Genomic DNA, 25,127 nt, shown 5'->3' with positions numbered 1-25,127 from the left:
ATATTTACATCAAATTCAAAGCGTTATGAGCCCTCTAAAACCTATTTTATTTTTATTTGTATTAAGTATTTTTAGTTGTTCAAATGAAACCTACGACGAAGGTGAAGATCCAGACATCGAAGTGACAGATCCTGATCCAGACCCAGATCCTTTAAATTATACGCCAACCACACTAGGAGATTATTGGATTTATGACGTGGAAAGCACGAGTGCTGACACTCCTGCAATGAATTTCACAGGAACGGATTCTTTATATATAGCAACCTCAACGGCGAGTTCTTTTACATACCAAGCAAACAGTGGCATGGCTGCACTTGGTACAATGAATACTCTTTTAGTCAACGGAAGTTTGTCTAAAACCGCAACTACCTTAAAATACACGGGAACATTAGATATTCCTCTTGACATTCCTCTCACTCAAATGCCTGCAATTAATGACCTGACGATTTTAGACTTAGACGCTTCTGACGGGGAAGTCCTATCCGATATGTCAAATAGTTTTTCTGAAATTATTGACATCCAAGGCACCATGGTTCCGATTGAAATAAGTTATTCCTTAACCACTAAAAAAGAGAATTTCTACCCAACGACCTCCGTGAATGGCATGACGTACACAAATGTGTATGAGGCGACCTTAAAACTTAACATATCAGTCACAGGTACAGTTATAATTTTTGGAACGAGCCAAACCATCAACGTTATCCAACCTCAAGATGTTTTAACCGTTCGTTATTATTATGGCGGCGATATTGGTCTTCTTCGTACTGAAAGCACACAAGGATTTCAGCTGAGTAATGAAGTCATTTTACTGATCCAACAATTAGGTGCAACGGGCACAGTTGCAACTTCATCAACCACAACGAGTACAGAAGAATTAAGTAGTTATATGATTAATTAATCTTTTCTAAGTGATTTTATTAAAATCTACTTGTCATTAAAGATTACAACTCATATCCGCACCACAACACATTGGCGACTTGATTTTACCCTCACACTTTGGACATTTAGACACTTGAACTTGTGAACCATCTGGAAGATCAATCATTCCGTTTTCTAAAGGTACATCACAGTTTCCACAGCTCGCTTTGACAGCCATTCCACATTCTTTACATTCATAAGTATTCATAGTATTTTATTTTAAATTATTGTTTTATTAAATTAATTTTAAGCTTAAGAAAATACGGCATAAATAAAAACACCATACAGAAAGACCAGTAAAAACCCTTCTATTTTTTTAATTTCATGCCCTTTAAAAATCAATGCTAATGGGAATAAAAGCCCGGCAAATACGAGCATCCAAATAATATCTCTTGAAAGAATTTCAGCATCTTCAACTACTATCGGTTTGATCATCGCTGTCAGTCCAAGAACAGAACCAATATTAAAAATATTAGAGCCTATTAAATTCCCTAAAGAAATTGCTTTTTCTTTTCGAAGCACGGCAATCACAGAAGCTGCAAGTTCAGGAATACTCGTGCCGACCGCAATGACGGAGACCGAAATTACCGCCTCACTCACTCCTATTTTTTGAGCGATCACAACAGCACCGTCAACCAACCATTTGGCGCCAAAATACAAGGCAACACCACCAATAATTAACCATATTACGATTTTGAAATTAGAGATCATCGTCAAGGCATCCATAGAATCATCGGCTTCAATTCCTTCTGATCTTTTAAGCGAATAGGCAATAAAAAGAAGTAAACTAAGAAACAAAACTGCGCCTTCAACGGCGTCTAATTTTAGGTCGTTACTTAAGAAATAATAAAAAGCAAACGAAAAAACCATCAGTGCAGGCCAGTTGATTTTATAAAATGTTTTATCCACATAAATCGTTCCTATCAAAGCGGTAATTCCAAGAACCAATCCAATATTGGCAATATTGGAACCAATAACATTATTAATCGCAATAGATGGGGACTCATTTAAGGCGGCGTTTAAACTGACTAGAAGTTCTGGAAGCGAGGTGGCGAAAGATACGACGGTGAGTCCAATCACCATTTTAGAAATATTGAGCTTAAACGACAAGGCAACAGATGCACGTACCAAAAATTCACCCCCTATAACCAGAAGACCAAATCCAAACAGCATCCAAACAACATCCATACGTTTATTTATTTTTTACGAAGATAAATCTAAGATATGAAATTTGTGTAAAATTAGAAGAAGAATTTCTATTTTTGGAGTATGAATTCAAAAGCAGTTTTTAAAACCCTCGCAAAAGTCAATAAATGGATCCTTCCAAGTTTGACTAAAAAACGAATTGATCTTAGCAAAGCAACAAAATTACAAATGGCGTTATTTGGTTGGCGGCTGTATGTGACCAAAAAAGCGTTGGATTAATAACGCATCGCAGCAAAGACAGGGTAAGCTCCTATTTTTTTAGAGCCTTCAAGAAAATCAAGTTTCATGATAAAATTACATTGAACAATCTGACCGCCTAAAGATTCTACCATTTTACACACCGCTTCAGCAGTGCCTCCAGTGGCGAAGACGTCATCATGAATTAAAATTTTATCTCCCGATTGTATCGCATCCTCATGCAGTTCCAATACATCCGACCCATATTCTAAATCAAAAGATTGAGTAATCACTTTACGAGGCAATTTCCCTGGTTTTCGAACGGGCACAAACGGCACGTTTAGGGACTGAGCTAACAGCATTCCAAAGAAAAAACCGCGTGCTTCAATAGCCACAACTTTGTCTATTTGTTTATTTTTTAGCTCCGACAGAAGCGACTCTAGGCAGAGACTTACGCCTTCTGGACTTTCGAGTAACGAAGTGATGTCTTTAAATATAATTCCCTTTTTCGGAAAATCGGGAACATCCGTGATGTATGATTTTAAATCTTGTGTGTGGTCTTTCATTAATGAAGTGAGTGTTGAATTTTAATATCTATCTATTTTCTGCGAGTTTCAAAAGCGCATTATGGTCTTCTATTTTAATGCGTTTACCTTCTGTAAAAATCCATCCTTGTTTTTTGAAGCTCGTCAATGTTCGAATACAGGTTTCTTTGGCGGTTCCTACAATATTTGCAATATCCTCTCTAGTCAGTGTCATTGCGATAAAGCCATTAGCATCGACTCCAAAATTTTCATCAAGGTATAGTATCGCCTCAGCCAAACGCTGTTTGACGGTTTTTTGAGCAATATTGACAATCACATTATCCGCAAACTTAAGGTCTTTTGCCATTTGAAGAAGGATTGCTTTTGCAAAACCAGGATTGTCATTAATACTTTCCAGTAGATGAACTTTAGGAATAAAGCAGACTTCCATATCGTTGACAGCAAAAGCACTTAGATTCGTTTTTTCTTCTGTAATAACGGAGCGTTGTCCTAAGACCTCCCCACGAGTAGCTATTTTGATGATGGTGTCTTTTCCATTATCGCTCATTTTAGAAAGCTTGGACACGCCATTACGAACACAAAAAACACCATTTAGCTTTTCACCTTCCTCAAATATAGCCTCTCCTTTTTTTATGGACTTAGAAATTTTACTGTCTGAAATACGCTTTAATTGATCCTTATTAAGAGACTTCTGCGCGTTTAATTGCCTTACTAGGCAATTCTCACATCGGTCATCTTTATAGTTTTCCATGTAATAAAAGTAACATTATTAATATAATTTGGAAGAAAAAAGTGTTAAATTTTTAAAATAAATAGAATTTACAGGGAGGGTCTTCAAATATAAAAGGGTGACTAAAGTCATCTTTTTTAAAGATGCTTATCTACATATTTGTAAATGAATTTATAACCTAACTTAGATATCCTATGGATGTGTGTTTCCATTGCGGCGATGAATGTACAATCACTGCCATCATGCATCAAGACCATTGTTTTTGTTGTTATGGCTGCAAAACCGTTTTTGATATTTTAAACGAAAACGACCTGTCGTATTATTACGAATTGGAAACATCACCAGGAAGTATTCCCTCAAAATTTGATGGCAAGTTTGATTATCTGAAAAATGAAACAATTGCTAAAAAGCTTCTAGAGTTTGACGAGCTCTCTACAAAAATAGTCTCGTTTGTCATTCCATCCATCCACTGCAGTTCTTGTATTTGGATCCTCGAAAATTTAAATAAATTAAACCCTGATATAAAAACCACACAAGTAAATTTTCCTAAGAAAAAGGTTCGGGTTAGCTTCGACTCAGAAAAATTAACGCTTCACCAACTTGTTCTTATACTCTGTAAAATTGGCTACGAACCTAATATATCCCTAAACGATTCCGACGCCAAAACACCTGCCATCAATCGGAGTCTTATTTATAAATTAGGGGCCGCTGGTTTTGCGTTTGGGAACATTATGTTTTTGTCGTTTCCTGAATATTTTGAAGTATCCGAGTTTTGGTTGGACCGCTATAAACCTGTGTTTAGATGGCTGATTTTAATATTTTCAATTCCTGTCGCATTCTATTCAGGGAGTGATTATTTAGTTTCGGCCTACAAAAGTATCCGCTCTAAACTCTTAAATATCGACGTTCCTATTGCCATCGGTATTTTGGTGCTTTTCATACGCTCAGCTGTTGAGATTACAATGAACTGGGGTTCTGGATTTTTGGACAGTATGGCTGGATTGGTGTTTTTCTTATTGTTGGGTAAGTTTTTTCAACAAAAAACCTATGCCTTTCTCTCTTTCGAAAGGGATTACAAATCTTACTTTCCGATTGCGGTCACCCGATTGACAAAAAACAATACTTCTAAAGATCACAAAGGTTCTCAAGAAGAGCAAGCACAAGTTTATGATTTAGTGGCGGGCGATAGAATCATCATTAGAAATAACGAATTGATTCCTGTGGATGGCGTCTTAATTAGGGGAACTGTTTTAATAGATTACAGCTTTGTTACCGGCGAGGCTGACCTGGTTTCTAAACAACCCGGAGAACACTTATTTGCTGGCGGACGACAGCAAAGTGGCGTGATCGAAATGGACGTCTTAAAATCTGTTGAACAAAGTTATCTCACCCAACTGTGGTCCAATGAAATTTTTAGTAAAAACGGCAAAAGTAGTTTTCAAACCTTCACAAATCAAATAAGCAAACGGTTTACGATAAGCATTCTGAGTATTGCTCTTTTAGCAACTCTCTTTTGGTTGATTTACAACCCTTCACTAGCACTGACTGTTTTTACGGCCGTACTCATTGTTGCCTGCCCTTGTGCCATTGCACTTGCAGCTCCTTTTACACTTGGAAATCTGTTACGCATTTTTGGAACCCATAAATGTTACGTCAAAAACAGTGGTGTGATTGAACAACTTGCGAATGTTGACACCGTTGTCTTTGACAAAACAGGCACACTTACTACAAACTATAAAAATGTAATTACCTATGAAGGCATCGAACTTACAGAAGAAGAGCAGTCCTTACTGACCTCCACCCTTCGTGCCTCCAACCATCCTTTGAGTCGCTCCTTATACCATTTACTTCTGGAACATAACATTCACACCCTCGATGATTTTCAGGAAGAAATCGGACAAGGAATTATTGGAGTTCTCGATCAAAATAAAATCAAAGTTGGTTCCTATGCGTTTGTGGCGAGTGACCAATCTGAATGTAATCAAGCAACACAAAATCAAACCACCGTACATATCAGTACAAACGATACTTATAAAGGTTGCTATATTTTCTATAACGACTATCGCAAAGGCATGCAAAACGTGTTTCAATCACTGGCGAAAAACTGTAAACTTGCGGTACTTTCTGGAGATAATGAAGGCGAAAAAAACCATTTAAATGAGATACTTCCTCCACATACTGATCTTGTTTTCAATCAGAAACCAATCGATAAACTCAATTATATAAAAGCACTGCAAGCAAAGGGCCAAAATGTACTGATGGTTGGTGATGGTTTAAATGACGCGGGTGCACTTGCGCAAAGCGATGTTGGGCTGGTAATTTCAGAAAATATCAATGTATTTTCACCTGCTTGTGACGGTATTTTAGAGGCCACTCGCTTTAAAGACATTCCAGCATTTATCACACTGTCCCGAAAAGGAAAAAAGGTCATTATGTATGCCTTTATTTTCTCATTGTGCTACAACCTTATCGGCTTGGGCTTTGCGGTTTCAGGACATCTAGAACCGATTGTTGCCGCTATTCTGATGCCTTTAAGTTCCATAAGTATTGTCCTATTTACCACCATTTACACATACAGCCTTGGAAGGAAATTTAATCGAAACACAAACGAATGACATTTGAAACTATTTTATAAATAAATACCAAAGCTGACAAAAGTCATCTTTTAAAAAAATCATCAATGGTAATTTCGCATCCTAATTTAAAACAACTATGAGTATTATTTATTTACTTCTAGCAATAAGTGTGATTGTCGCCCTCCTCTTTTTTGTCGCCTTTATCATATCGGTAAAAAGCGGTCAGTATGACGACACTTACACCCCCTCTGTGCGCATGCTTTTTGAAGATGAAGTCATCAAAGAAAAGCCTCAAATCGCTCCCAAAACCAACGAACAAACACTAATGACTGACCAACTAAAGTAACTATGGAATTACAGAAATTTTATTACGACAACAAGATTGTAAGTAAATTTATCATCGCCACCATGCTCTGGGGCATTGTAGGGATGAGTATTGGGCTTCTTTTGGCCTTTATGTTTTTATTTCCCAATCTCACAGATGGCATATCATGGCTGAGTTTTGGACGTTTGCGTCCCTTACATACCAACGCCGTGATTTTCGCATTTGTTGGAAACGCCATTTTTGCGGGCGTCTATTATTCTTCCCAACGTTTGCTTAAAGCCCGAATGTGGAAAGACTGGTTAAGCAATTTAAATTTTTGGGGATGGCAAGCCATTATCGTCGGCGCAGCAATTACACTGCCGTTAGGCTATACAACTTCCAAAGAATATGCAGAATTAGAATGGCCCTTTGACATTGCGATTGCATTAATTTGGGTGGCTTTTGGTGCCAATTTAATAGGAACAATTTTAAAAAGAAGACAGCGACACTTGTACGTTGCTATCTGGTTTTATTTAGGAACCTTTGTAACGGTTGCCGTATTACACATCGTTAACAGTATGGAGATTCCTGTCAGTGCGCTCAAAAGTTATTCGATGTATGCGGGCGTACAAGATGCGTTGGTACAATGGTGGTATGGACACAATGCGGTGGCATTCTTTTTAACCACCCCATTTCTTGGATTGATGTATTATTTTGTACCGAAGGCTGCCAACAGACCTGTATATTCCTATAAATTATCCATCGTTCACTTCTGGTCCTTAATATTCATTTATATATGGGCAGGACCCCATCACCTTCTCTATTCTACCCTACCCGATTGGGCACAAAACCTTGGGGTTGCTTTTTCAATCATGCTAATTGCGCCGTCTTGGGGTGGGATGATTAATGGACTCCTCACCTTGCGAGGGGCGTGGGACAAAGTCCGTACCGATCCTGTTTTAAAATTTATGGTGGTTGCCATCACTGGCTATGGAATGGCCACTTTTGAAGGGCCGATGCTCTCTCTTAAAAATGTAAACGCTATTGCGCACTTTAGCGATTGGGTGATTGCACACGTTCATGTGGGAGCATTGGCATGGAACGGCTTCTTAATATTTGGAATGGTTTATTGGATGGTTCCCAAATTATTCAAAACAACACTGTGGTCCACCAAACTTGCGAACTGGCATTTTTGGATCGGGACGTTAGGAATTATTATGTACGCTTTACCAATGTATGTGGCAGGATTTATTCAGGCTTCTATGTGGAAACAATTCAATCCAGATGGAACGCTTACGTATGGTAATTTTTTAGAAACAGTCACGGAAATCATTCCAATGTATTGGATGCGAGCTATTGGCGGTACCATGTTTATTGTAGGCGCGTTAATAGGTGTTTACAATATTATAAAAACCGCTAGAGCAGGCTCTAAAGTCACCGATGAACTTGCCGAAGCAGCATCACTTCAAAAAGTCACGAAGAAGCGAACTTCAAAAGAAGCGTACCACACTTGGTTGGAAAGACGCCCTGTGAAATTAACCATTTTTGCAACCATCGCCATTCTCATTGGTGGGGTAGTACAAATCATACCTTCCTTAATTGTGGATGATTACATCCCTGTAATTTCGAGTGTTAAACCTTATACACCTTTAGAGTTAGAAGGTCGAGATATTTATATCCGAGAGGGTTGTGTGGGCTGTCACTCTCAAATGGTACGTCCTTTCAGAAGTGAAGTCGAACGCTATGGCGAATATGCCAAAGCGGGCGAGTTTGTGTACGACCACCCCTTTCTTTGGGGAAGCAAACGGACGGGGCCTGACCTCTTACGTATCGGTGGGAAATACAGTGACAACTGGCATTTGAACCATTTCTACGACCCACAAACGACCTCATCAGGTTCTATTATGCCCGCTTATAAATGGCTTATTAATAGTGAATTAGATAAAAGCGATACGGAAGCGAAAATGGAAGCGATGGTCTCACTTGGGGTTCCATATACAGAAGAAGAAATAGAAGGGGCTCAACAATGGATGCTAGAACAAGGCACTGAAATAGAGCGAAATTTATACAACGATCCCGATTTTGCAAAAACCTATGAAGCGGACAAGAAATATGCACAACAAAATGATGAAGATTTTATTGAAATGCGCAACCGTGAAGTGGTCGCATTGATAGCATATTTGCAACGTCTTGGAACCGATATAAAAATACAAACGGGTGCTACATCCCTAATAGATTTAAATAAATAAGCTATGTTAAAATATGTAAAAGGAAACCTAGAGAACATTGATGGCGTACAAATTTACCCCATGATTTCATTACTTATATTCTTCATTTTTTTTGTGGTGCTATTCTGGTGGGTGGCTACCGCAAATAAAGCACATATTGAAGAAGTGAGTAACCTCCCTTTAAATGACGATACTATCAACCCAAATCAATCACTGTTATGAAAACAACCGCATCATTTTTAAGGGTTTTTGGAGTCGCCCTCATTGGATTTCTATTTTTGAACTGGATTGGCACTACCGATGAAACCTCTTCCTTTATTGAACAACCTTGGCTGTGGGGGATCTATGGGTTTATCATTTTTGTGCATATTGCAGGAGAAATATGTGTGGGTGCTTTGCAAAGGATTCTATACCAAACGCTATCACCCGAAGCCAAAAAGAGATATGACGAAAAAGCTGCCTTAAAAAAAGCAAACCAATTCACATGGTTCAAAGAAACATACAAAGCTGCTTTAGGCAGCAAAGCCGTCGAAGAAGAGTTTGAAATTATTTTAGATCACAACTACGATGGCATCCGAGAATTGGACAACAAATTACCGCCGTGGTGGGTCTATGGTTTTTATGGCACTATTTTATTTGCCGTTGTGTATCTCGTACGTTTTGAAGTATTGAACGATTACAATCAAATTGAAGAATACGAAATTGCGGTTGCTGACGCAAAAATAGAAGTTGAAAAATGGAAAAAAACTGCTAAAAATCTAGTGGATGCAAGTACCGTCACCCTGCTCACAGAAAGTGGAGATTTAAAAGCGGGTAAAACTATTTTTACAACGAACTGTGCGGTGTGTCACAAAGCAGATGGCGGTGGCGGAATTGGCTCTAACCTAGCCGATGAACACTGGATATTAGGAGGCGGTATTAAAAACATTTTTAATACCATTTCAGAAGGAGGCCGAAGTGGAAAAGGAATGATTGCTTGGAAAAACGAATTAAAACCTTTGGAAAGAGCGCAAGTAGCCAGTTATGTATTGAGTTTTCAAGGAACCACGCCTGCCGAACCTAAAGACGCTGAAGGCGAATTATGGGTGGATCCAGAGTGAGGAAAATCAATGATAATAAAATTAAAGAAATCGTATTTGACACTATAAACTTAAAATTGTGATGAGAATTTAAAACAACCCGATGCTAGTCATAAATGAAATATCCGAATCGCTCTCAAAAAGCAAAAAACCGCTTATCAAGCAAATCTATGATAAAGCGGACAAAACACTCCTTGTCATCGGGTTGCGGAGGGGTGTTGAATTGCCAGAAAATCTAACCACTTCTAAAGCAAAAATCATGGTGGTACAAGGGGAAATCGATTTTAATACGGCAACGTCTAGTTATCGACTGGAACGCTTCGATTCTTTTGAGATTCCTCCAGACACAAAGCATTCGGTAGTCGGAGTTTTTGATGCCATTTTCCTACTCCTTTTAAGAAAATCGAACAAGACCCCATAATGGCAGAACAAGGACAAGATAATTTCAGAGATACAATTGGAACCTTAAACACCGAAGGGAAACGCGCTTGGGTATTTCCTAAAAAACCAGATGGAAAGTGGTATGACTACCGCAAATATGTAAGCTATGTTTTACTTGTATTTTTATTTGCGGCACCCTTTGTCAAAATAGGTGGCAATCAATTTTTGATGTTTAATGTGCTAGAGCGGCGATTTAATATTTTCGGGATTCCATTTTGGCCACAAGACTTTCACCTCTTTGTGATTATGATGATTGTTGGGGTGGTATTTGTCATTTTATTTACGGTCGCCTTTGGGCGTATATTTTGCGGTTGGATTTGCCCTCAAACCATTTTTATGGAAATGGTTTTTAGAAGAATTGAATACTGGATTGATGGAGATAGAGGCAAACAAATCCGCTTATCAAAAATGCCCTGGAACGCTGAAAAAATAAAAAAAAGGGTGCTCAAATGGATCGTATTTTTTATCATCTCCTTCCTAATTGCTAATGTGTTTCTTGCCTATCTCATAGGGAGCGACGAACTGTTAGGCTACATATCAGATGGACCTTTAAAACATCAAAGCACACTTATTTCTCTCCTTATTTTCACTGCTGTTTTCTACTTTATTTTTGCTTGGTTTCGAGAACAAGTGTGTATAATTGTGTGTCCGTATGGACGCTTGCAAGGGGTGTTGCTAGACAACAAATCCATTGTAGTTGCATACGACCATAAACGGGGTGAAAAAGAAGCGGGACGGGCGAAGTTTAAAAAAAACGAAGAGCGACCCGAAACGGGCAAAGGCGATTGTATTGATTGTTTTGCATGTGTGCACGTCTGCCCCACTGGCATTGACATTCGGAATGGCACGCAGTTAGAGTGCATCAATTGTACCGCCTGTATTGATGCTTGCGACTATATGATGGAAGCAGTTGATTTGCCCAAAGGACTCATTCGGTACGACAGTGAAGACGCAATTGAAAAGAAAGAAGAGTTCAGTTTTACGCCACGCCTCAAAGGCTATACGGCAGTCTTGGCGATTGTCACAGTAGTACTCATTGGGATGCTTTTTTTGCGCAATGATGTAGAAGCACAGTTTCTTAGATTGCCTGGGGAATTGTATGAACACAAAGAAAATAATATCATCAGTAATGTCTATACCTATAAAATTTTCAATAAAACCGTTGCGGATATCGATGGAATTCGGTTTGAATTGCTATCCCATAAAGGGACTATAAAACTAGTGTCTCACAGTGATTTTACAATAGAAAAAGAAAAATTTGCCGAAGGCACATTGTTTATAGAAATAAATGCCGCCGCCTTAACGGGCGACAAAGACCGATTGAAAATAGGGATTTATAGTGGTGAGCGGCTGATTGAAACCATCACCACCGCCTTTTTAGGACCTAGAAGTTATAAATAAAAACAGATGAAAAAAATGAAATGGAATTGGGGAACAGGAATTGTATTTGTAATGCTGGGGTTTATTAGCTTTATTCTCTACTTTGTAATTACAATGAGTACGGATGAAAAATTCAGTCATGATCTGGTCACAGAGGATTATTATGCCAAAGAAATGGCGTATCAAAACGAGATCGATGCGGAAACAAATACGCAAAATCTTATCGAAAAAATAGAGAGTAAAAAAGTACCAACTGGATGGCTGATTGTATTCCCTACAGAATTTGATACCTCAAAAATTAAAGGAACCATTGCGCTCTACAGACCTTCTAATCAGCAGTTGGATTTTGAATTACCACTCATTTTTAAGGATCGTAAACTACACATTCCAGATAAAAATTTGATAGGTGGCCGTTGGAACATTACCATTGACTGGATTTATCAAGATAAAGCGTTTATGTATAAAGAAAAAATCGTGTATTAATGTTGTGGTCAGCACTTGTCCTCGGGTTGTTAGGAAGTTTCCATTGTATTGGAATGTGTGGCCCAATTGCGTTTTTATTACCTCTTGATCGCACAAACAGAAGCAAGCGCATTTTTCAATTACTAAGCTATCATATAGGACGATTGTTCACCTATGGACTGCTGGGTTTTGTGTTTGGACTGCTAGGAAAAAGTCTGAATTTATTTGGCATTCAACAGCAATTATCCATTTTTATTGGCGTGAGTATGATTGTGATGATTTTAATCCCTTCAAAAATATTCAGTCAATATAATTTTTCAAAGCCATTGTATGCGCTCGTCGCAAAATTGAAAAGTGCGATGGGTGTACATTTGAAAAAAAAGAGTTCTAAAACCTTTTTTGTATTGGGGTTTTTAAACGGTTTGTTGCCTTGTGGATTGGTTTATATGGCGGTGTTTGGTTCCTTGGCAAGTGGTGGCGCGACGTATGGTGCCTTGTATCTTGTGCTGTTTGGACTGGGTACCGTTCCGTTGATGACGGTTGCAATTTATCTAGGGAATTTTTTAAAAGGAAAAGCAAAACAAAACATCTTAAAAGCCATTCCCGTGTTTGTCGTGGTTATTGGCTTATTATTTATTCTGCGCGGAATGGGGCTGGGGATTAAATACATATCGCCTTCAGAAATGGTCACAGAACAACAAATCGATTCACAATACGACTGCCATTAACTCTTAAAATAGTTGTGTAAATTATTAAAGCTCGTTTCTAAGGTTTTGTTCCCAAGTCCATGAAGACTGAATCATCTCTTGTAAACCACGGGTTGCTTCCCAATTCAGCACCTGTTTCGCCAAGGCTGTAGATGCAAACATTTCGGGGACATCGCCAGGTCTTCGCTCTGTGATTTCATAGTTTAATGGGCTTCCACTCACCGCTTCAAAAGCTTTGATCATTTCGAGTACCGAGTACCCTTTTCCTGTTCCCAAATTAAAAACTTCTAGGGGTTGAGTGGACGATGGATCGAGGAGTCTTTGGAGTGCTTTTAAATGAGCGTCTGCTAAATCCACCACGTGGATGTAATCTCTAATGGGCGTGCCATCTTTGGTTGGATAATCATTTCCGAATACCATTAGTTTTTCTCTCACACCTGCAGCTGTTTGTGTGATATAAGGCATTAAATTATTTGGGATTCCTGTGGGGAACTCCCCTATTTGTCCGGATTCATGCGCTCCAATAGGATTAAAATAACGCAATGAAATGACGGATATCTCTGATTGTGAATTGGTGAAATCTTCTAGAATTTCTTCTGCAATTTTTTTAGTATTTCCATAAGGAGAAAATGAACGTTGGGTAGGGGCATCTTCGGTAATGGGCATTGTGGAAGGGTTTCCATAAACGGTTGCCGAAGACGAGAAAATAAGGTGATTGATGCCATTATCTTGCTGCGCTTTCAATGTATTGATTAATGAAAAAAGATTGTTTTGATAATACATCAACGGATTTTGAATGGATTCCGCCACTGCTTTATGGGCTGCAAAATGAATGACTGCCTTTGCATCTTTATGGGTTTTAAAAACAGCTTGGGTTGCTTCAGAAGATTTCAAATCGACCTGTTCAAAATGAGGTCTAACGCCTGTAATTTTTTCAATTCGATCTAAAATTTGAACATTGGAATTTGACAAATCATCAAGGATCACCACCTCATAATTGTGGTTAATCAATGTGATGACTGTATGGGACCCAATGTAACCACAACCGCCTGTAACAATAATTTTTTCTTGCATCTGTATATTAAAACTCAAAGATAGTTAACTGGTTTTATATTTTGAAGGAAAATATCAAATCGTGTGGATTTGTAAAAAAAAATGTTTGATAGTGGAGAAACATTTGACTTAATCAGAAACTTATTGATCCGTTTTTTTTAAGTTCTCGATGCTTTCTTGCAAAGATTTATTTTTGGTCTTTAATATTAAGTTTTTTTCAATTTGGTCGTAAAGCATTTCTTTAACCTCTTTTCCGTAATTTGAATGAGGTTCATTTACAATATTTGTGTCCGATAAAAGCATATCGCCTTCATCAAAAAGCAACCATTTCACGTTTAAATCTTTATAATTATCTAAAATAATAGCTAATTTGTCCGTCCCAAAAGACTTTCCAGAGTCTAAAAAGCCATTAGAAAATTTACAAGTCCTACAAAACCAAGTGGGCTTTATATTCTTATAATTAAGATATTGCAATATTTTTTCTTTATGCGTCATTAAATAATTAGATAATTATTTTTATTTTTTAGATATTTATATTATATTTGCAACAGTAATACATCAGTAAAGTAACAGAAAAAAATGAAATAAAAAAATAGAATTTTTCTATGATTAATAAGTCGGACAGAGAATCAATAAAGAGCGTTATCGGACATCCATATGCATCTCTCATTCAAAAGGAATTAATTGATAGTAACGAATTTAATAAAGTTGGTGCGCCCTACTCTAAAGGACATATCACTAATGTAATGAACGGTGAAAAACATAAGATCATTGAAGCGGCTATTTACAGAGTTGTCAAAAAGTGTTTGAAAATTCAAAAAAAAAGAAGATTCCTAATCAATAAAAAAAACGCGGATGTAACTGCAATCTCGAAACTTTAAATTATTCGCAAAAAATTAAATCTATGGTTAACTATTACAAAATTACAACTTTTAGTCCTTATCCGCAAATCAATGAATTTAGGACTCAGGCGTTAAGGTTTTTGAGATTCATAAAACGATAAATTAAGACACATGATAATAATTATTTATATTGTACTACTTATGGGCTACGGCACTTTAATAAGCATCTATTATCAAGATAAAAAGTATAAAACTGCAGCTATATGGGCTTTAATGTTTTTATGTGTTATTTATTTAATGATCGAAACATATATCAAAGGCTACTCTCTGGACTTTATATGAAATCAACACCTTTACAAATTCAAAAATGCAAGCTCATTATTTTGAGCTTGCTTTGTTTTTAAATGACCTAGGTCGGATTAATTATGTTTTAGATAATTGATAGTTTTTTATAAAATAGGTGACATAGTGAGGAATTAGGCTTCCTAAATAGTAAGGTAGATTCATCAGTAAGTATGGGGTTCCGCTGGGTGTTTTTGTTTCTTGTATTGAAAACTCCCCTGCAAACATCCTAATAGCATAGGGATGATTTGTGCGTTCTATAAATTGATGAAGTGATTTTAATGAGCCCGTACTTCCTGATTTAATTTCAATTGGAATTAGCTTTCCATCCATCGCAAAGACCAAATCCACCTCAGATGATGCTTGCTTTTTTTCTCTTACCCAAAAACTAGGTAATTCGGACTTATTACTTTGGATAGAAATGATTTCCTGAGTTACAATATGTGGTACAATAGCACCTTTATAACTTTGGCTTAAATCTTCTAAAACCAACATCTCTGCTCGAATACCTAAAATATGATTAAGTATGCCCGTATCCAAAAATTGCAGTCTAGGTGATTTTTTTAAATCTGGTATTATAGGAAGTTCGGTAGCAGTCGTTGGATAAATAAGTTGAATAACCTTTGCTTGATGTAAATTCCGCATTGCTTCGCCAACCTCTCTTGAGCGATAGTTAGAATTGCCAAAATTTTGGAATTTAATTCGCTCATCAACAGCATATGCCGCTGATGACATAATATGCTTAATCACATTTTTGGCCGTTGTATTCGTTGTATATTTTTCTGAATCACTAATGTAGGAACTCCAAATACTCTCATAAATAGAGGAGAGATCGACGATACTGTTACTTTTGGCAAATTGACTAACTACTTCTGGCATTCCACCTATAATGGTGTATTTATTGAACAAATCGAGTAACGTTTTATGAGCAACGTTATTTATAGGAATATTATTTAGTTGTTCTAGACCTGTACTGTGATCAATTGCTTCTAAATATTCTATAAAATTAAAAGGATATAGATATAAAAACTCAACTCTTCCTACAGGGAAACTTTTAACATTTTTAAGTGCAAATTCGAGTAAAGAACCTGCTGCTATAACATGAAGATCAGGAGCCTCTTCATAAAAATATCGCAAAAGCTGTATTGCTTTTGGCTGTTCTTGTATCTCATCAATGAAAAGTATTGTATTACCGATATCTTTCGAAATGATGTTATTTGAAATAAATAGAGCTTCAATGATTGTATTTACATTATCCGTTTGTTCAAAGTACTGGCTATCTGCTTTTTTCTCTAAGTTAAGGTATAAGCGATTTTTATAAGTTTTTGAAAAGGCATTGATCAAAGTAGTTTTCCCAACTTGTCTTGCACCTCTAACAATTAAAGGTTTTCGATTGGATTTGATTTTCCATTTATGCAATTGTGCTGTAAGATGTCTTTTTAAAATCAAAATATACTATGTTATAAAGTAAGTGCAAATATAATATATTTTGTAACAAAGTAAGGGTTGTTTTTTAGTCTTTTTGTATCAAAGTAAATAGTGATCTTTATTTGAGCGGTCATATATTACACCCATTTTAATCATTTTATTGAGTATCAAGTGTGACCTCGGCAAGAGTATTCCATGATCTTGACAAAGCTCCGTAGTCTAAATAGAAAGCCAAAAATCATAGATTTTTATTTTTGTTTCTGCTTGAAAACTCTAATAAAAAAACAAGCTCTTTATTTTTACTTCTAAGGAACTTAACAAGATTATTCCATGATCTTGACAAAGCTCCGCTTTGAGAATAGTACAAACAAAAAAACACTCAAGCAAGCTTGGTGTTTTTTTTGTTTGTACTATTCATTCGTGACCTCGGCAAGGTTATAATGTACCATTTTTGATATTGACTATCAGTTAGTTATATTCTCATTGGGAATCTGTTGGGACAAACGCTCTTTTTTGAGTAGTTTCTCGATGGCTAAAGAAAGTCCGTCGTCTTCGTTTTCGGTGATCTTAAATGATATTGAATTCTCGTTTTTCATTTCTTTTTTTTCTTTTTACCAAATAACTTAATTACTTTCCTTTTTGTTAGCCAGCCCGAGAGACCAGATATACCATTTTTAGAGAAATCCATATTCATATTTACAATTCCAACTGCTTTAATAAAATGGAGCTTTAAAACACCTTCAGGCAATTCTATAAAAACGTCATCTTTTGGTGGTTTATTAAATCCTTCAATTATTAGGTTATATAAATTTTCAAAAGCATTGTCTATATCGTCAAATTCAAAAGATTTGTATTCCGTTAAATGGGTGTAATTTATATCTCTAAAAGTAAATCTATAAGTGTTATTTGCCTTCTCACAAAAAAATTCTGTAACAGCAAAGTTACCAACTTTGCCAATTCTTGTTGGTTTGGTGACTTCTATTTTTTTAATTTGAGCATAACCAAAACTCATAAAAAGTAAAAGGACGGCTGTAATTGTGTTTCTCATAATAAGTAGGTATTAAATTAGGGGGTTATTTATTCATTTTTAATTAATAATTGTTTTTTTAAGGTTTTCAGTTCCTGTCTTAACTCGGAATTTTCATTATTAAGTATCATGTAATTTTCTACGACATCTAAGTATTTCGCTTTAAAATCGGGCGTATTGGACGACTCATGAACCGCATTTGTGGGGGTTTTCACTTGGCCAGTGATTAACCATTCTAAATTAATGTCTGGAAAATGAGTATATAATTTTACTATTGCGTCAGAATTTATGGGCCTATCTATGGCAGAACCTTTAAAACTTCCGTCTGTCATTTGAATTATTTTATATAATTTCTCATAGCTAATGTTCTTGTCTTTAGCTATTTGACGTATTCTTTTTTTAATATTAGTAAAATTATTTACCATAAATTTGGATACTAGTATATTTATATGCTATATTTGTGTCAGTAATACGTCAGTAAAGTAAAAGAAAAAAACGAAACAAACAAATAGGGTTTTTCCATGATAACAGCCACAGACAAAGAATCGATTAAAAACATCATAGGGTATCGATGCGCTCCTTTGATTCAAGAAGAATTGAATACTTCTAAAGAGTTTAACAAGGGCGGTCAGTCCTACTCAACCAGTCATATTACAAATGTGATGAATGGTGAAAGCCATGATGTAATTGAGGCAGCTATATATAGAGTCGTTGATAAACGATTAGCACTACAACAAAAAAGAGAAAACTTATTGCATAAAAAATCCGCAGCTGGAACTGCGGATGTTTAATTTTTATTAATCAAATTCTTAAACCTATGATTAACAATGTCAAAATTACAAATTTTAAAGCTTACCCACAAATTGCTGGGCTCATGCCTAATGATTCAAACCTTGAATTTATTGGCGTCCGAAAAACAAAGCAAGTCCTTTGGATGCAAAATGGGAATAATCACTACTTCAGTGATTTGCCTTTGTACTATTATACACTTCTAAAAAACGCGTATTTAAAAGACCATACGGCCATTGCTTTTTTGTCCGAAGTGTCTGATAAGTTACGTACACAAGTAGAATTGTACACTTATTATATGTACGGAAGCCTCGACGCAACTCCAGACATCAAAAACGGGAAACTAGCCCCATCCGAAAACTTTAGAGACTCCCGGAACTGTCCTAGCTTGTTATGGGATTCAAAAAATATAAACATCAAAAATCATGTTTTCACACCTCGCCAATTGGTGATCGTTGATTTTATAGCCGATAACCTCCCAGACAAAGCCATTGCGGCCGCGCTTGGGGTGACTACCAAAACACTAGACTTTCATAAGTCTCGACTGTTTAGGGCCCTTGGGGTGACGACTAAAACGGAATTACTCTATTTATCAATTCAGTATAAAATTATAGCATGATGGGCAATTGTATAATGTGTAATAGTAATAATTTAGAGCAAGTTGCAAATCATTGTTCTGATGGATATAACAGCTTTAGTTGTCATGACTGCGGAGCATCGTTTGCAAATTAATATAACCAAAAAGGCTAAAAAAAGTTAACCAATTTGGGGCAGATAGGGAGTTTATAAGCCTTCTCTCTATCATCCCAAATAAAAATAAAAATCATGAACCACCTATTTATATTTATTGTACTTCAAATTATTTGGATTGCGATGCTTGTTTTTTATGCCATTCAGTTTATAAATCATTTTAAAAGAAATGAAAAAAAATGGTTGGTGATCTGGGGTGTACCGGGGATTGCTATCGGGGTTTTTACGTGCTATAATGCATACTGTTTGTATCAAGAAATACTTCAATTATGGTCATAGAAATTAAAAAAACAGGCGACGACACCTACTCCATCAATGGAAAGGAAGTGTACAGAGACAGTAATTCTAATTTAATCACCAGAACGCCCAATGAATTCAAACCTTCTGAAGTGAAAGCTTTTAGCGCGTTTCTGAAAAGTGAAACTAAAAAATAATGAGCATAATCACGTATATAAACAACCGCATCGACGAGCTGAAGCATCAGATGAGTTTGACCGACCAAGACAAGAATATTAGCTCTAAAGACAAAAAAGGGTTAAATGATTATTATAGAACTAAACTAAACCGCTATGTCAACATACAAAAGAAACTTACAAAAACGATTGAAGTTAAGGCGGAAATTCTCAACCCCGATTGAAAACAAAATTGAGAAGCGTTTAAAATTATCCGTCTTTAATACCACTCAAAAAGCGGTGTTTTTACCTAAGATGAACGTCCAAGAATATTATAATACACTAGTAAAATCAAAGAATGAGTTATAGCAACGCATCCATAGACAGAGTTAGAGAATCCGACATCGTAAAAACGATTGCTAATTTTGTGGAATTAAAAAAAGCCGGAAGTAATTATAAATGCAAGTCTCCTTTTGCAACAGAAAAAACAGCTTCGTTTGTGGTATCTCCAGTAAAACAGATTTTTAAATGCTATTCCACTGGCTTTGGTGGTGATGGGATTGCATTTGTCATGCAACATGAATCTGTAGATTTTTTGGATGCGGTGAGAATCATTTCTAAAATTCACAACATTTTTTTGGATGAAGAAGCTGTGACTCCAGAAGTTCAACGACAAAGGGATATTAAAACAGAAATGTACACGCTTACAAAACAAGCAAATCGCAGTTTTGTGAACGCGTTCCGAAAATTGAAACCGTCGCACTGGGCAAAGCAAATGATAGCCGATCGAGGTTTTGACGAGGACAGTCTTATCAATTTTGAAATAGGGTACAGTTGCGACCAAAACAAGCTGACTAAATGGGCGATTGAAAAAGCCACTGTTGGGACGGCCAAAGAATTAGGGTTGATAAAAACAAAAGAATCTTCTACCTACGATTTTTTTAGAAGCCGCCTCATGTTTCCAATCCACAACGAAAAAGGATCCGTTGTTGGTTTTGGCGGCCGTCAGTCGAACGATCCAAAACTTGACTCGAGTTATAAATATTTGAATTCAAAGGAAAATCCAATATATGACAAATCTTCGATTTTATACGGGTTGTACCAAGCAAAGCGAACGATTAACAAGCTCGGTGCGGTCATTCTAACGGAGGGTTATACGGATGTAATTGCCATGCACCAGCACAATTGCGAAAACACGGTAGCATCGTGCGGTACGGCTCTGACAACGAAACATGTGCAGCTTTTAAAAAAATATGCTGAAGAAGTTATTTTATTGCGCGATGGTGACCCAGCAGGCTTACGGACGATGCTCAAAAAAGATGGTGATATTGATTTGTGTCTGTCTTATGGATTGAATGTATCGATCTGCATCCTCCCGGATGGAGAAGATCCAGACAGCTTTGCACGGATTCAGTTAGATATGCATACTTGGATCAACGACAACAAACAGGATGCCGTGTTGTATAAAGCGTCTCAATTTGAAATGATTCGCGATCGGTATCAAGCAGATTTGGACTCAACTACAAAACAGTTTGATTTGTTGATTGAAGAAGAATTGAATGTTAAAATTGATTTAACGGATTTGAAAGGCGATGAACTGAAAGCCGCCAAAGAAACAAACAAAGATGTTTCCAAAAATATTAGACAACTGAAAGCCCAAAAAACACAAGAATTAAGTGAGGTACAAAAAATTGATCCTTACAAAAAAGCGAAGGCGGTGACGGATGTGGCTGAAACCTTATTTTTAATAAAGCATGAGGTAAAACGGACGGAGTATGTGAAGCAAGTTGCAAAATTATTGCAAATTGGAGCCACTACGCTCAAGGCTGAAATTGGAAAGTTTGAAGTAAAATCCACGGAGGTCAAAGAAACTGAAGGCGGCAAGCTTTCGATGCGTGGGGTTCGTTTGCCTGATGGTGCAGATAAAGATGAATATATGGAAGGTCATGGATTTGTAACGGTTGGCAATTCTTACCATTTCCAAAGAACCACAAACACCACCTTTTTTCAAGGGACTACTTTTAAGATGGAACCCCTGTTCCATATACAAGGAGATAAGGAAAACAAACGCCTTTGTGAAATCACTAATTTAAGAGGCAAAAAGAAACTGATTGATTTTGATAGTGATATGCTTGCAAATTTCAATGATTTTAGAAAATACCTTTTTCGTATTGGCGGTTTCATGTTTTTGACTCATAATGGTGTACGAACAGAACATTTTGACAAATTTGTGTATCGATTTGAAGAAGAATTTGAACCGGCACTCGAGCTGCTGACGATGGGATGGAATACCAAAGGTTTTTATGCCTTTGCGAATGGGGTGTTTTGGGAAGGGAAATTCAGATCGGTTAATAAATACGGCATCATGAATTTAGAAGGAATTGATGCGGTTGAAAACGAATATAATCAAAAAATAGATAATTATTATTCTCCGGCATTTTCAGTGATGCATCAAGACAACCAACAGGGCGATGACAAGTACGAGAATGACCGGTATTTTGTTTATAAGGAGTCTGGTATTACGTTAGAGGATTGGCAGAAACAAATGATTCTTGTTTTTAAAGAGAAAGGCATTACTGGTATTCTCTTTAATTTTGGGGCGTTGTTTCGGGATCTCTTTTTGGCGCATTACGATTTTTTCCCTTTGTTGGGTGGTTTTGGTGAAAAGGATTCTGGAAAATCGGGGTTTGGAAAGATCCTGCAAAACTTCTTTTATTATCGGTTGCCAGCTCTGGATTTGACACAAGCCACACACGTTGGGTTGTCTCGGAGGCTCACCCGGACTACGAATGCAGTTAATTTTTGTGACGAATATAAGGATAAGGCGGTACGTCCGGAGGTTGCGGATCTATTGATGGGGGTTTGGAATGGAAACGGACGGGAGAAAGGAAACGGCGTTGGAACGAACCGAAGTTCGATTGACAAAATTAATTCTGCGGTTTATTATGCCGGACAGTTTATGCCAACGTATAATGAAAATGCACTGGCTACTCGAACTATATCGCAGTTGTTTTTGTTGGACAAAGTAAAAGGTTTTACTGCTGAAGAGAAGTCTGAATATAATAAATTATTGAACTGGAGTAATTCTGGGATCAGTAGTTTGGTGGTTAAAATTGTGAAGCATCGATCGTATTTTGAGCAAAGGTTGCCATTGGTCCACGCTGAAACGGAGCGGCATTTAAAAAAGCTTCTAAGCTCAGAAACGTATCAGGAGCGTATGTTCGGAAATGTTTCGATGCTTTATACCACTTATGCTATTTTAAAGGATAAAATAAAATTTCCATTTACGGAAGCTGAAGTTGAAACGCTTTGTGTGAAATTGATTATTGATAATTCTGAATTGATTTCGGATAGTAATGGACTCACTGAATTCTGGAACATTGTGACATATATGTTTGAACACGGAATGATTAATGATAAAAAAGATTTTAAAATTGATACAGATCCGACTTTTAATCTTACTGAAAACAGAAGAAAGGTTGAGTACAAAAACAGCAACGGCGATCAAATTTTGTATTTGCGCTTAAAGACCGTTTATCAAGACTATAACAAAGAAGCAACCAAGCGCGAAGGAATTGATGTGATTGGACAGACCACGCTGCGCAGTTATTTTAAATCGCGCCCTTATTTTATTGGTCTGGTTCCTTCCAAACATTTTGGGGCGGCAGGATCTCAGAGTTGTTATGCTTTCAATTACACTATGATGCGTAAAAATGGACTGGTCACGTTGGAACAAAATACGGACAGAGACCCCGAGGACGAAGATCCCGGGTTGTTTAGTAAAGAATTAACAGACATAAAAGCAGATATATGAATCTCCAACAAAGTCAACGTATGGCGTTTTGTAACGCTTTAGGCATCCGCATTTACCCAGTGCCTTGCGGCGTGTTCTATTTTTTAGTGGTTGAGTTCAATGAGCTTAAAGATTTCTCGTTAGGGGCTTCTAAAATCATTGAAGGTAAAAAAATGTACCACTCTAAAGGCACGGAATGGACTGAAAAAATACACGAAGGATATGCGCATTATTTTGATGCTCAAAAGAAAATTGATGAACAAAAAAACATCTAAAATGAAATATACAGATCAAGAACTCAACGAACAGCTTGAATTCATTAGCAATATACAAGATGAATTAATTCAAGGTTTCAGATATAAACAAAACAGGTCCCTAGATTATTATGCTATTGCTGGATTGAAACGTAAGGGATTTGAGTTTAAGACTCCTTTGGAATTTAGTGATTTTATCAAAGAACGCTGTAAATGCGTTGACTATGCCTCTGTAAAAAAACGGTTTTATTCTGTGGATGGAGTGCCTTTTTTATTGCACAGATATAAAACAGAACTAATTACGGACCCAACGATTACTGGAGACCCTTATACGGTGGTTGCTAATTTTGGGAGTTTTAAGTTTTTATAACGAAAAGCATATAAAAAGTAGCGTGTTAAAGCACGGAAATTAATAAATATAAACAGGCCATCCTCACTTTATTTTTTTGAAGCGTTGGCCATAAAACCAAAAATGATGAATAAAATTGAATTAAAACCGAAGTATGTGGCCGAGAAATTTAACAACCAAAAGGAATTTGACCAATGGTTGGCCAAGACAACTTTTAAAGAACTGATACTTGCAGATTTAGGCCACGATATGCAAAAAATTTGGGTGGCCGAAAGTGGGGAAATATTACATTGTGACTTTCACTCTAGGTTGTATAATGGCAAATTTGTTAATATGGTCGAACTATCTGAATTTTGCCCACTTGAAATTTTAGAAGATGGCCAATGGATTAGAAAGATGGGTTTATTAGTTGACGAAATTAAAAGCGTTGGCCAAGAAAATAAAGTACTGGCCGAAAGTTGATTAAAAAGTAATGGCCAAGCTATTTTTTATATGCAGTGTTGTGAACTGGCCGCCCTTTTCACAACACTTGCGTATAGATTGGCGGCTTGTTTACAACTACCGTATATGCCAACAAAAGTCCGTATTAACGGATCTATGTGTGGGGATAACACAACTTTTATCGACAAAGCTTTTAATTACTTTAAATCAGTCGTATATTACTGGTATAACCTTAAAACATATACTATGAAAACTAAATTAACATTTAGCAACAGAGAATTAGCAGGAGAATACAAAGCCACTTTAATTGATGAAGTAAAAAAGGTGTCAAATAACAACAAAATGAAATTAGAAGAGCAAGTATGTAATGCCGAATTTGCGAAAGAATTGAAAGAATTAGGTGTAAAACAAGAATCAAAGTTTTATTGGGAACACGGTGAAGATGCTCCCGAACCTTATTTAATTACAGATGAAAGCGAACTGCAACTTGAAGATGGCTATAATGTAGAAAACTCCTCTGCTTTTACAGTTGCCGAACTTGGTGTATTGCTATTGGAAAAAGTAGAAAAATATTCTGTTTATGTGTTCCCTGAAAATCTTTGGAATGGTAGAGATGAAAATGGAACGGCAGAAGGAAGTAATGAGGCGAATTTGCGAGCAATAATGTTGATTAGAGCTTTATCGTAGCCTTGCAGTTAACGGTGCGCAGATATGGGTTGATTATTTACGGATTTAAAAAGACTAAACAAATGGAATTTACAAAACAAGAAAAAAGTGCTTTAGAATGGTTATTCATTAAAGGAATGGAGATAACTAACAGCGATAAAAAGTATGAGGTATTTGATAAAATGTACGAAAGATTAGTAAATAATTTGCCTATATCCGGCCAAGTATAAAAATCTGGCCGCCACGAC

32 protein-coding genes are annotated in these 25,127 nt (G+C 36.7%); 22 read left to right on the top strand and 10 right to left on the bottom strand.

Annotated elements, in window-relative coordinates; all coding sequences use genetic code 11:
- Nucleotides 1–25: 25 nt before the first annotated feature.
- A complete protein-coding gene (locus tag FORMB_RS09300; protein WP_069677188.1) occupies nt 26–898 on the top strand; it encodes a hypothetical protein in 873 nt (290 codons plus the stop codon).
- Nucleotides 899–934: 36 nt separating this feature from the next.
- Here FORMB_RS09300 and FORMB_RS09295 read toward each other — a convergent pair whose 3' ends face one another.
- Nucleotides 935–1,126 (bottom strand): hypothetical protein, encoded by a 192-nt coding sequence (locus FORMB_RS09295; protein WP_069677187.1) that lies wholly within the window; start codon nt 1,124–1,126, stop codon nt 935–937.
- 44 nt (nt 1,127–1,170) lie between these two features.
- The gene (locus tag FORMB_RS09290; RefSeq protein WP_069677186.1) at nt 1,171–2,106 is read right to left on the bottom strand and encodes a calcium/sodium antiporter; all 936 of its coding nucleotides are present in this window, start codon (nt 2,104–2,106) and stop codon (nt 1,171–1,173) included.
- 81 nt (nt 2,107–2,187) lie between these two features.
- Between FORMB_RS09290 and FORMB_RS09285 the strand changes: the two genes are divergently transcribed.
- Nucleotides 2,188–2,343: an SsrA-binding protein gene (locus FORMB_RS09285; RefSeq protein WP_069677185.1), complete on the top strand. Its 156-nt coding sequence runs from the start codon at nt 2,188–2,190 to the stop codon at nt 2,341–2,343.
- Here FORMB_RS09285 and FORMB_RS09280 read toward each other — a convergent pair.
- Nucleotides 2,340–2,867, bottom strand: a complete 528-nt coding sequence (locus tag FORMB_RS09280; RefSeq protein WP_069677184.1) for an adenine phosphoribosyltransferase — start codon at nt 2,865–2,867, stop codon at nt 2,340–2,342. The two genes, FORMB_RS09285 and FORMB_RS09280, sit on opposite strands and share 4 nt — an antisense overlap.
- A gap of 28 nt (nt 2,868–2,895) precedes the next feature.
- Entirely contained in the window at nt 2,896–3,597 is a 702-nt protein-coding gene (locus FORMB_RS09275) for a Crp/Fnr family transcriptional regulator (protein ID WP_069677183.1), read from the bottom strand.
- A 173-nt stretch (nt 3,598–3,770) separates the two neighbouring features.
- On the opposite strand from FORMB_RS09275, the gene FORMB_RS09270 reads away from it, so the two are divergent.
- The 9 genes from FORMB_RS09270 (at nt 3,771) to FORMB_RS09230 (ending at nt 12,774) form a co-directional block, all read left to right on the top strand.
- Nucleotides 3,771–6,191 (top strand): heavy metal translocating P-type ATPase, encoded by a 2,421-nt coding sequence (locus FORMB_RS09270; RefSeq protein WP_069677182.1) that lies wholly within the window; start codon nt 3,771–3,773, stop codon nt 6,189–6,191.
- A gap of 97 nt (nt 6,192–6,288) precedes the next feature.
- Nucleotides 6,289–6,498, top strand: a complete 210-nt coding sequence (gene ccoS / locus FORMB_RS09265) for a cbb3-type cytochrome oxidase assembly protein CcoS (RefSeq protein ID WP_069677181.1) — start codon at nt 6,289–6,291, stop codon at nt 6,496–6,498.
- Between the two features lie 2 nt (nt 6,499–6,500).
- Entirely contained in the window at nt 6,501–8,705 is a 2,205-nt protein-coding gene (gene ccoN, locus FORMB_RS09260) for a cytochrome-c oxidase, cbb3-type subunit I (RefSeq protein ID WP_069677180.1), read from the top strand.
- Nucleotides 8,706–8,708: 3 nt separating this feature from the next.
- Complete coding sequence (locus FORMB_RS09255; RefSeq protein WP_069677179.1) at nt 8,709–8,906, top strand: CcoQ/FixQ family Cbb3-type cytochrome c oxidase assembly chaperone; 198 nt, start codon at nt 8,709–8,711, stop codon at nt 8,904–8,906.
- A complete protein-coding gene (locus FORMB_RS09250; RefSeq protein ID WP_069677178.1) occupies nt 8,903–9,784 on the top strand; it encodes a cbb3-type cytochrome c oxidase N-terminal domain-containing protein in 882 nt (293 codons plus the stop codon). The genes FORMB_RS09255 and FORMB_RS09250 overlap by 4 nt, the downstream gene beginning before the upstream one ends.
- Before the next feature lie 82 nt (nt 9,785–9,866).
- Nucleotides 9,867–10,184 carry a hypothetical protein gene (locus FORMB_RS09245; protein WP_231925533.1) on the top strand — a complete coding sequence of 106 codons (318 nt, stop codon included), beginning with the start codon at nt 9,867–9,869 and terminating at the stop codon, nt 10,182–10,184.
- A complete protein-coding gene (gene ccoG, locus FORMB_RS09240) occupies nt 10,184–11,605 on the top strand; it encodes a cytochrome c oxidase accessory protein CcoG (protein ID WP_069677177.1) in 1,422 nt (473 codons plus the stop codon). The genes FORMB_RS09245 and ccoG overlap by 1 nt, the downstream gene beginning before the upstream one ends.
- 6 nt (nt 11,606–11,611) lie before the next feature.
- Nucleotides 11,612–12,067 carry a FixH family protein gene (locus FORMB_RS09235; protein ID WP_335583321.1) on the top strand — a complete coding sequence of 152 codons (456 nt, stop codon included), beginning with the start codon at nt 11,612–11,614 and terminating at the stop codon, nt 12,065–12,067.
- Entirely contained in the window at nt 12,067–12,774 is a 708-nt protein-coding gene (locus FORMB_RS09230; protein ID WP_069677176.1) for a sulfite exporter TauE/SafE family protein, read from the top strand. Before FORMB_RS09235 ends, FORMB_RS09230 begins: the two co-directional genes overlap by 1 nt.
- Before the next feature lie 24 nt (nt 12,775–12,798).
- On the opposite strand, the gene galE is transcribed toward FORMB_RS09230, so the two are convergent.
- The 6 genes from galE to FORMB_RS09200 all read right to left on the bottom strand — a co-directional run bounded on the left by galE (nt 12,799) and on the right by FORMB_RS09200 (nt 17,777).
- A complete protein-coding gene (gene galE, locus FORMB_RS09225) occupies nt 12,799–13,827 on the bottom strand; it encodes a UDP-glucose 4-epimerase GalE (RefSeq protein WP_069677175.1) in 1,029 nt (342 codons plus the stop codon).
- A gap of 120 nt (nt 13,828–13,947) precedes the next feature.
- Entirely contained in the window at nt 13,948–14,301 is a 354-nt protein-coding gene (locus FORMB_RS09220; RefSeq protein ID WP_069677174.1) for a hypothetical protein, read from the bottom strand.
- A 770-nt stretch (nt 14,302–15,071) separates the two neighbouring features.
- A complete protein-coding gene (locus FORMB_RS09210; protein WP_157498128.1) occupies nt 15,072–16,439 on the bottom strand; it encodes an ATP-binding protein in 1,368 nt (455 codons plus the stop codon).
- 443 nt (nt 16,440–16,882) lie between these two features.
- Entirely contained in the window at nt 16,883–17,014 is a 132-nt protein-coding gene (locus FORMB_RS13270; RefSeq protein ID WP_257784849.1) for a hypothetical protein, read from the bottom strand.
- Nucleotides 17,011–17,466, bottom strand: coding sequence for a hypothetical protein (locus FORMB_RS09205; protein WP_069677172.1), 456 nt, complete (start codon nt 17,464–17,466; stop codon nt 17,011–17,013). Before FORMB_RS09205 ends, FORMB_RS13270 begins: the two co-directional genes overlap by 4 nt.
- A 29-nt stretch (nt 17,467–17,495) precedes the next feature.
- Complete coding sequence (locus FORMB_RS09200; RefSeq protein ID WP_157498126.1) at nt 17,496–17,777, bottom strand: hypothetical protein; 282 nt, start codon at nt 17,775–17,777, stop codon at nt 17,496–17,498.
- A 189-nt stretch (nt 17,778–17,966) separates the two neighbouring features.
- On the opposite strand from FORMB_RS09200, the gene FORMB_RS09195 reads away from it, so the two are divergent.
- The 11 genes from FORMB_RS09195 (at nt 17,967) to FORMB_RS09155 (ending at nt 25,109) form a co-directional block, all read left to right on the top strand.
- Entirely contained in the window at nt 17,967–18,236 is a 270-nt protein-coding gene (locus FORMB_RS09195) for a hypothetical protein (protein WP_069677170.1), read from the top strand.
- Nucleotides 18,237–18,262: 26 nt separating this feature from the next.
- Nucleotides 18,263–18,853: a helix-turn-helix transcriptional regulator gene (locus FORMB_RS09190; protein ID WP_069677169.1), complete on the top strand. Its 591-nt coding sequence runs from the start codon at nt 18,263–18,265 to the stop codon at nt 18,851–18,853.
- Nucleotides 18,854–19,059: 206 nt separating this feature from the next.
- Complete coding sequence (locus tag FORMB_RS13025; RefSeq protein ID WP_157498124.1) at nt 19,060–19,263, top strand: hypothetical protein; 204 nt, start codon at nt 19,060–19,062, stop codon at nt 19,261–19,263.
- Nucleotides 19,254–19,418 (top strand): hypothetical protein, encoded by a 165-nt coding sequence (locus tag FORMB_RS13020; RefSeq protein ID WP_157498122.1) that lies wholly within the window; start codon nt 19,254–19,256, stop codon nt 19,416–19,418. The genes FORMB_RS13025 and FORMB_RS13020 overlap by 10 nt, the downstream gene beginning before the upstream one ends.
- A complete protein-coding gene (locus FORMB_RS09185; protein WP_069677168.1) occupies nt 19,418–19,621 on the top strand; it encodes a hypothetical protein in 204 nt (67 codons plus the stop codon). The genes FORMB_RS13020 and FORMB_RS09185 overlap by 1 nt, the downstream gene beginning before the upstream one ends.
- 113 nt (nt 19,622–19,734) lie before the next feature.
- Nucleotides 19,735–23,190 carry a DNA primase gene (gene dnaG / locus FORMB_RS09180; RefSeq protein WP_069677167.1) on the top strand — a complete coding sequence of 1,152 codons (3,456 nt, stop codon included), beginning with the start codon at nt 19,735–19,737 and terminating at the stop codon, nt 23,188–23,190.
- Nucleotides 23,187–23,444, top strand: a complete 258-nt coding sequence (locus FORMB_RS09175; protein WP_069677166.1) for a hypothetical protein — start codon at nt 23,187–23,189, stop codon at nt 23,442–23,444. Before dnaG ends, FORMB_RS09175 begins: the two co-directional genes overlap by 4 nt.
- The gene (locus tag FORMB_RS09170; protein ID WP_069677165.1) at nt 23,425–23,793 is read left to right on the top strand and encodes a hypothetical protein; all 369 of its coding nucleotides are present in this window, start codon (nt 23,425–23,427) and stop codon (nt 23,791–23,793) included. Before FORMB_RS09175 ends, FORMB_RS09170 begins: the two co-directional genes overlap by 20 nt.
- A gap of 102 nt (nt 23,794–23,895) precedes the next feature.
- Nucleotides 23,896–24,234, top strand: coding sequence for a hypothetical protein (locus tag FORMB_RS09165; RefSeq protein ID WP_069677164.1), 339 nt, complete (start codon nt 23,896–23,898; stop codon nt 24,232–24,234).
- A 225-nt stretch (nt 24,235–24,459) separates the two neighbouring features.
- On the top strand, nt 24,460–24,900 hold the full coding sequence (locus tag FORMB_RS09160) for a hypothetical protein (protein WP_157498120.1): 441 nt from the start codon (nt 24,460–24,462) through the stop codon (nt 24,898–24,900).
- A 62-nt stretch (nt 24,901–24,962) separates the two neighbouring features.
- A complete protein-coding gene (locus FORMB_RS09155) occupies nt 24,963–25,109 on the top strand; it encodes a hypothetical protein (protein ID WP_157498119.1) in 147 nt (48 codons plus the stop codon).
- Nucleotides 25,110–25,127 lie beyond the last annotated feature (18 nt).

The organism is Formosa sp. Hel1_33_131, from assembly GCF_001735745.1.
In the GTDB taxonomy this organism is placed as follows: Bacteria; Bacteroidota; Bacteroidia; order Flavobacteriales; family Flavobacteriaceae; genus Hel1-33-131.
Note: the sequence above shows the minus strand (reverse complement) of the source record. Positions and strands in the feature narration are given on the sequence as shown.

What these genes read in the sequence shown, in the direction of transcription:
- FORMB_RS09300 (WP_069677188.1), top strand. Translation starts at nt 26, where the DNA reads ATGAGCCCTCTAAAACCTATTTTATTTTTATTTGTATTAAGTATTTTT.
- FORMB_RS09295 (WP_069677187.1), bottom strand. Translation starts at nt 1,126, where the DNA reads ATGAATACTTATGAATGTAAAGAATGTGGAATGGCTGTCAAAGCGAGC.
- FORMB_RS09290 (WP_069677186.1), bottom strand. Translation starts at nt 2,106, where the DNA reads ATGGATGTTGTTTGGATGCTGTTTGGATTTGGTCTTCTGGTTATAGGG.
- FORMB_RS09285 (WP_069677185.1), top strand. Translation starts at nt 2,188, where the DNA reads ATGAATTCAAAAGCAGTTTTTAAAACCCTCGCAAAAGTCAATAAATGG.
- FORMB_RS09280 (WP_069677184.1), bottom strand. Translation starts at nt 2,867, where the DNA reads ATGAAAGACCACACACAAGATTTAAAATCATACATCACGGATGTTCCC.
- FORMB_RS09275 (WP_069677183.1), bottom strand. Translation starts at nt 3,597, where the DNA reads ATGGAAAACTATAAAGATGACCGATGTGAGAATTGCCTAGTAAGGCAA.
- FORMB_RS09270 (WP_069677182.1), top strand. Translation starts at nt 3,771, where the DNA reads ATGGATGTGTGTTTCCATTGCGGCGATGAATGTACAATCACTGCCATC.
- ccoS (WP_069677181.1), top strand. Translation starts at nt 6,289, where the DNA reads ATGAGTATTATTTATTTACTTCTAGCAATAAGTGTGATTGTCGCCCTC.
- ccoN (WP_069677180.1), top strand. Translation starts at nt 6,501, where the DNA reads ATGGAATTACAGAAATTTTATTACGACAACAAGATTGTAAGTAAATTT.
- FORMB_RS09255 (WP_069677179.1), top strand. Translation starts at nt 8,709, where the DNA reads ATGTTAAAATATGTAAAAGGAAACCTAGAGAACATTGATGGCGTACAA.
- FORMB_RS09250 (WP_069677178.1), top strand. Translation starts at nt 8,903, where the DNA reads ATGAAAACAACCGCATCATTTTTAAGGGTTTTTGGAGTCGCCCTCATT.
- FORMB_RS09245 (WP_231925533.1), top strand. Translation starts at nt 9,867, where the DNA reads ATGCTAGTCATAAATGAAATATCCGAATCGCTCTCAAAAAGCAAAAAA.
- ccoG (WP_069677177.1), top strand. Translation starts at nt 10,184, where the DNA reads ATGGCAGAACAAGGACAAGATAATTTCAGAGATACAATTGGAACCTTA.
- FORMB_RS09235 (WP_335583321.1), top strand. Translation starts at nt 11,612, where the DNA reads ATGAAAAAAATGAAATGGAATTGGGGAACAGGAATTGTATTTGTAATG.
- FORMB_RS09230 (WP_069677176.1), top strand. Translation starts at nt 12,067, where the DNA reads ATGTTGTGGTCAGCACTTGTCCTCGGGTTGTTAGGAAGTTTCCATTGT.
- galE (WP_069677175.1), bottom strand. Translation starts at nt 13,827, where the DNA reads ATGCAAGAAAAAATTATTGTTACAGGCGGTTGTGGTTACATTGGGTCC.
- FORMB_RS09220 (WP_069677174.1), bottom strand. Translation starts at nt 14,301, where the DNA reads ATGACGCATAAAGAAAAAATATTGCAATATCTTAATTATAAGAATATA.
- FORMB_RS13270 (WP_257784849.1), bottom strand. Translation starts at nt 17,014, where the DNA reads ATGAAAAACGAGAATTCAATATCATTTAAGATCACCGAAAACGAAGAC.
- FORMB_RS09205 (WP_069677172.1), bottom strand. Translation starts at nt 17,466, where the DNA reads ATGAGAAACACAATTACAGCCGTCCTTTTACTTTTTATGAGTTTTGGT.
- FORMB_RS09200 (WP_157498126.1), bottom strand. Translation starts at nt 17,777, where the DNA reads ATGACAGACGGAAGTTTTAAAGGTTCTGCCATAGATAGGCCCATAAAT.
- FORMB_RS09195 (WP_069677170.1), top strand. Translation starts at nt 17,967, where the DNA reads ATGATAACAGCCACAGACAAAGAATCGATTAAAAACATCATAGGGTAT.
- FORMB_RS09190 (WP_069677169.1), top strand. Translation starts at nt 18,263, where the DNA reads ATGATTAACAATGTCAAAATTACAAATTTTAAAGCTTACCCACAAATT.
- FORMB_RS13025 (WP_157498124.1), top strand. Translation starts at nt 19,060, where the DNA reads ATGAACCACCTATTTATATTTATTGTACTTCAAATTATTTGGATTGCG.
- FORMB_RS13020 (WP_157498122.1), top strand. Translation starts at nt 19,254, where the DNA reads ATGGTCATAGAAATTAAAAAAACAGGCGACGACACCTACTCCATCAAT.
- FORMB_RS09185 (WP_069677168.1), top strand. Translation starts at nt 19,418, where the DNA reads ATGAGCATAATCACGTATATAAACAACCGCATCGACGAGCTGAAGCAT.
- dnaG (WP_069677167.1), top strand. Translation starts at nt 19,735, where the DNA reads ATGAGTTATAGCAACGCATCCATAGACAGAGTTAGAGAATCCGACATC.
- FORMB_RS09175 (WP_069677166.1), top strand. Translation starts at nt 23,187, where the DNA reads ATGAATCTCCAACAAAGTCAACGTATGGCGTTTTGTAACGCTTTAGGC.
- FORMB_RS09170 (WP_069677165.1), top strand. Translation starts at nt 23,425, where the DNA reads ATGAACAAAAAAACATCTAAAATGAAATATACAGATCAAGAACTCAAC.
- FORMB_RS09165 (WP_069677164.1), top strand. Translation starts at nt 23,896, where the DNA reads ATGATGAATAAAATTGAATTAAAACCGAAGTATGTGGCCGAGAAATTT.
- FORMB_RS09160 (WP_157498120.1), top strand. Translation starts at nt 24,460, where the DNA reads ATGAAAACTAAATTAACATTTAGCAACAGAGAATTAGCAGGAGAATAC.
- FORMB_RS09155 (WP_157498119.1), top strand. Translation starts at nt 24,963, where the DNA reads ATGGAATTTACAAAACAAGAAAAAAGTGCTTTAGAATGGTTATTCATT.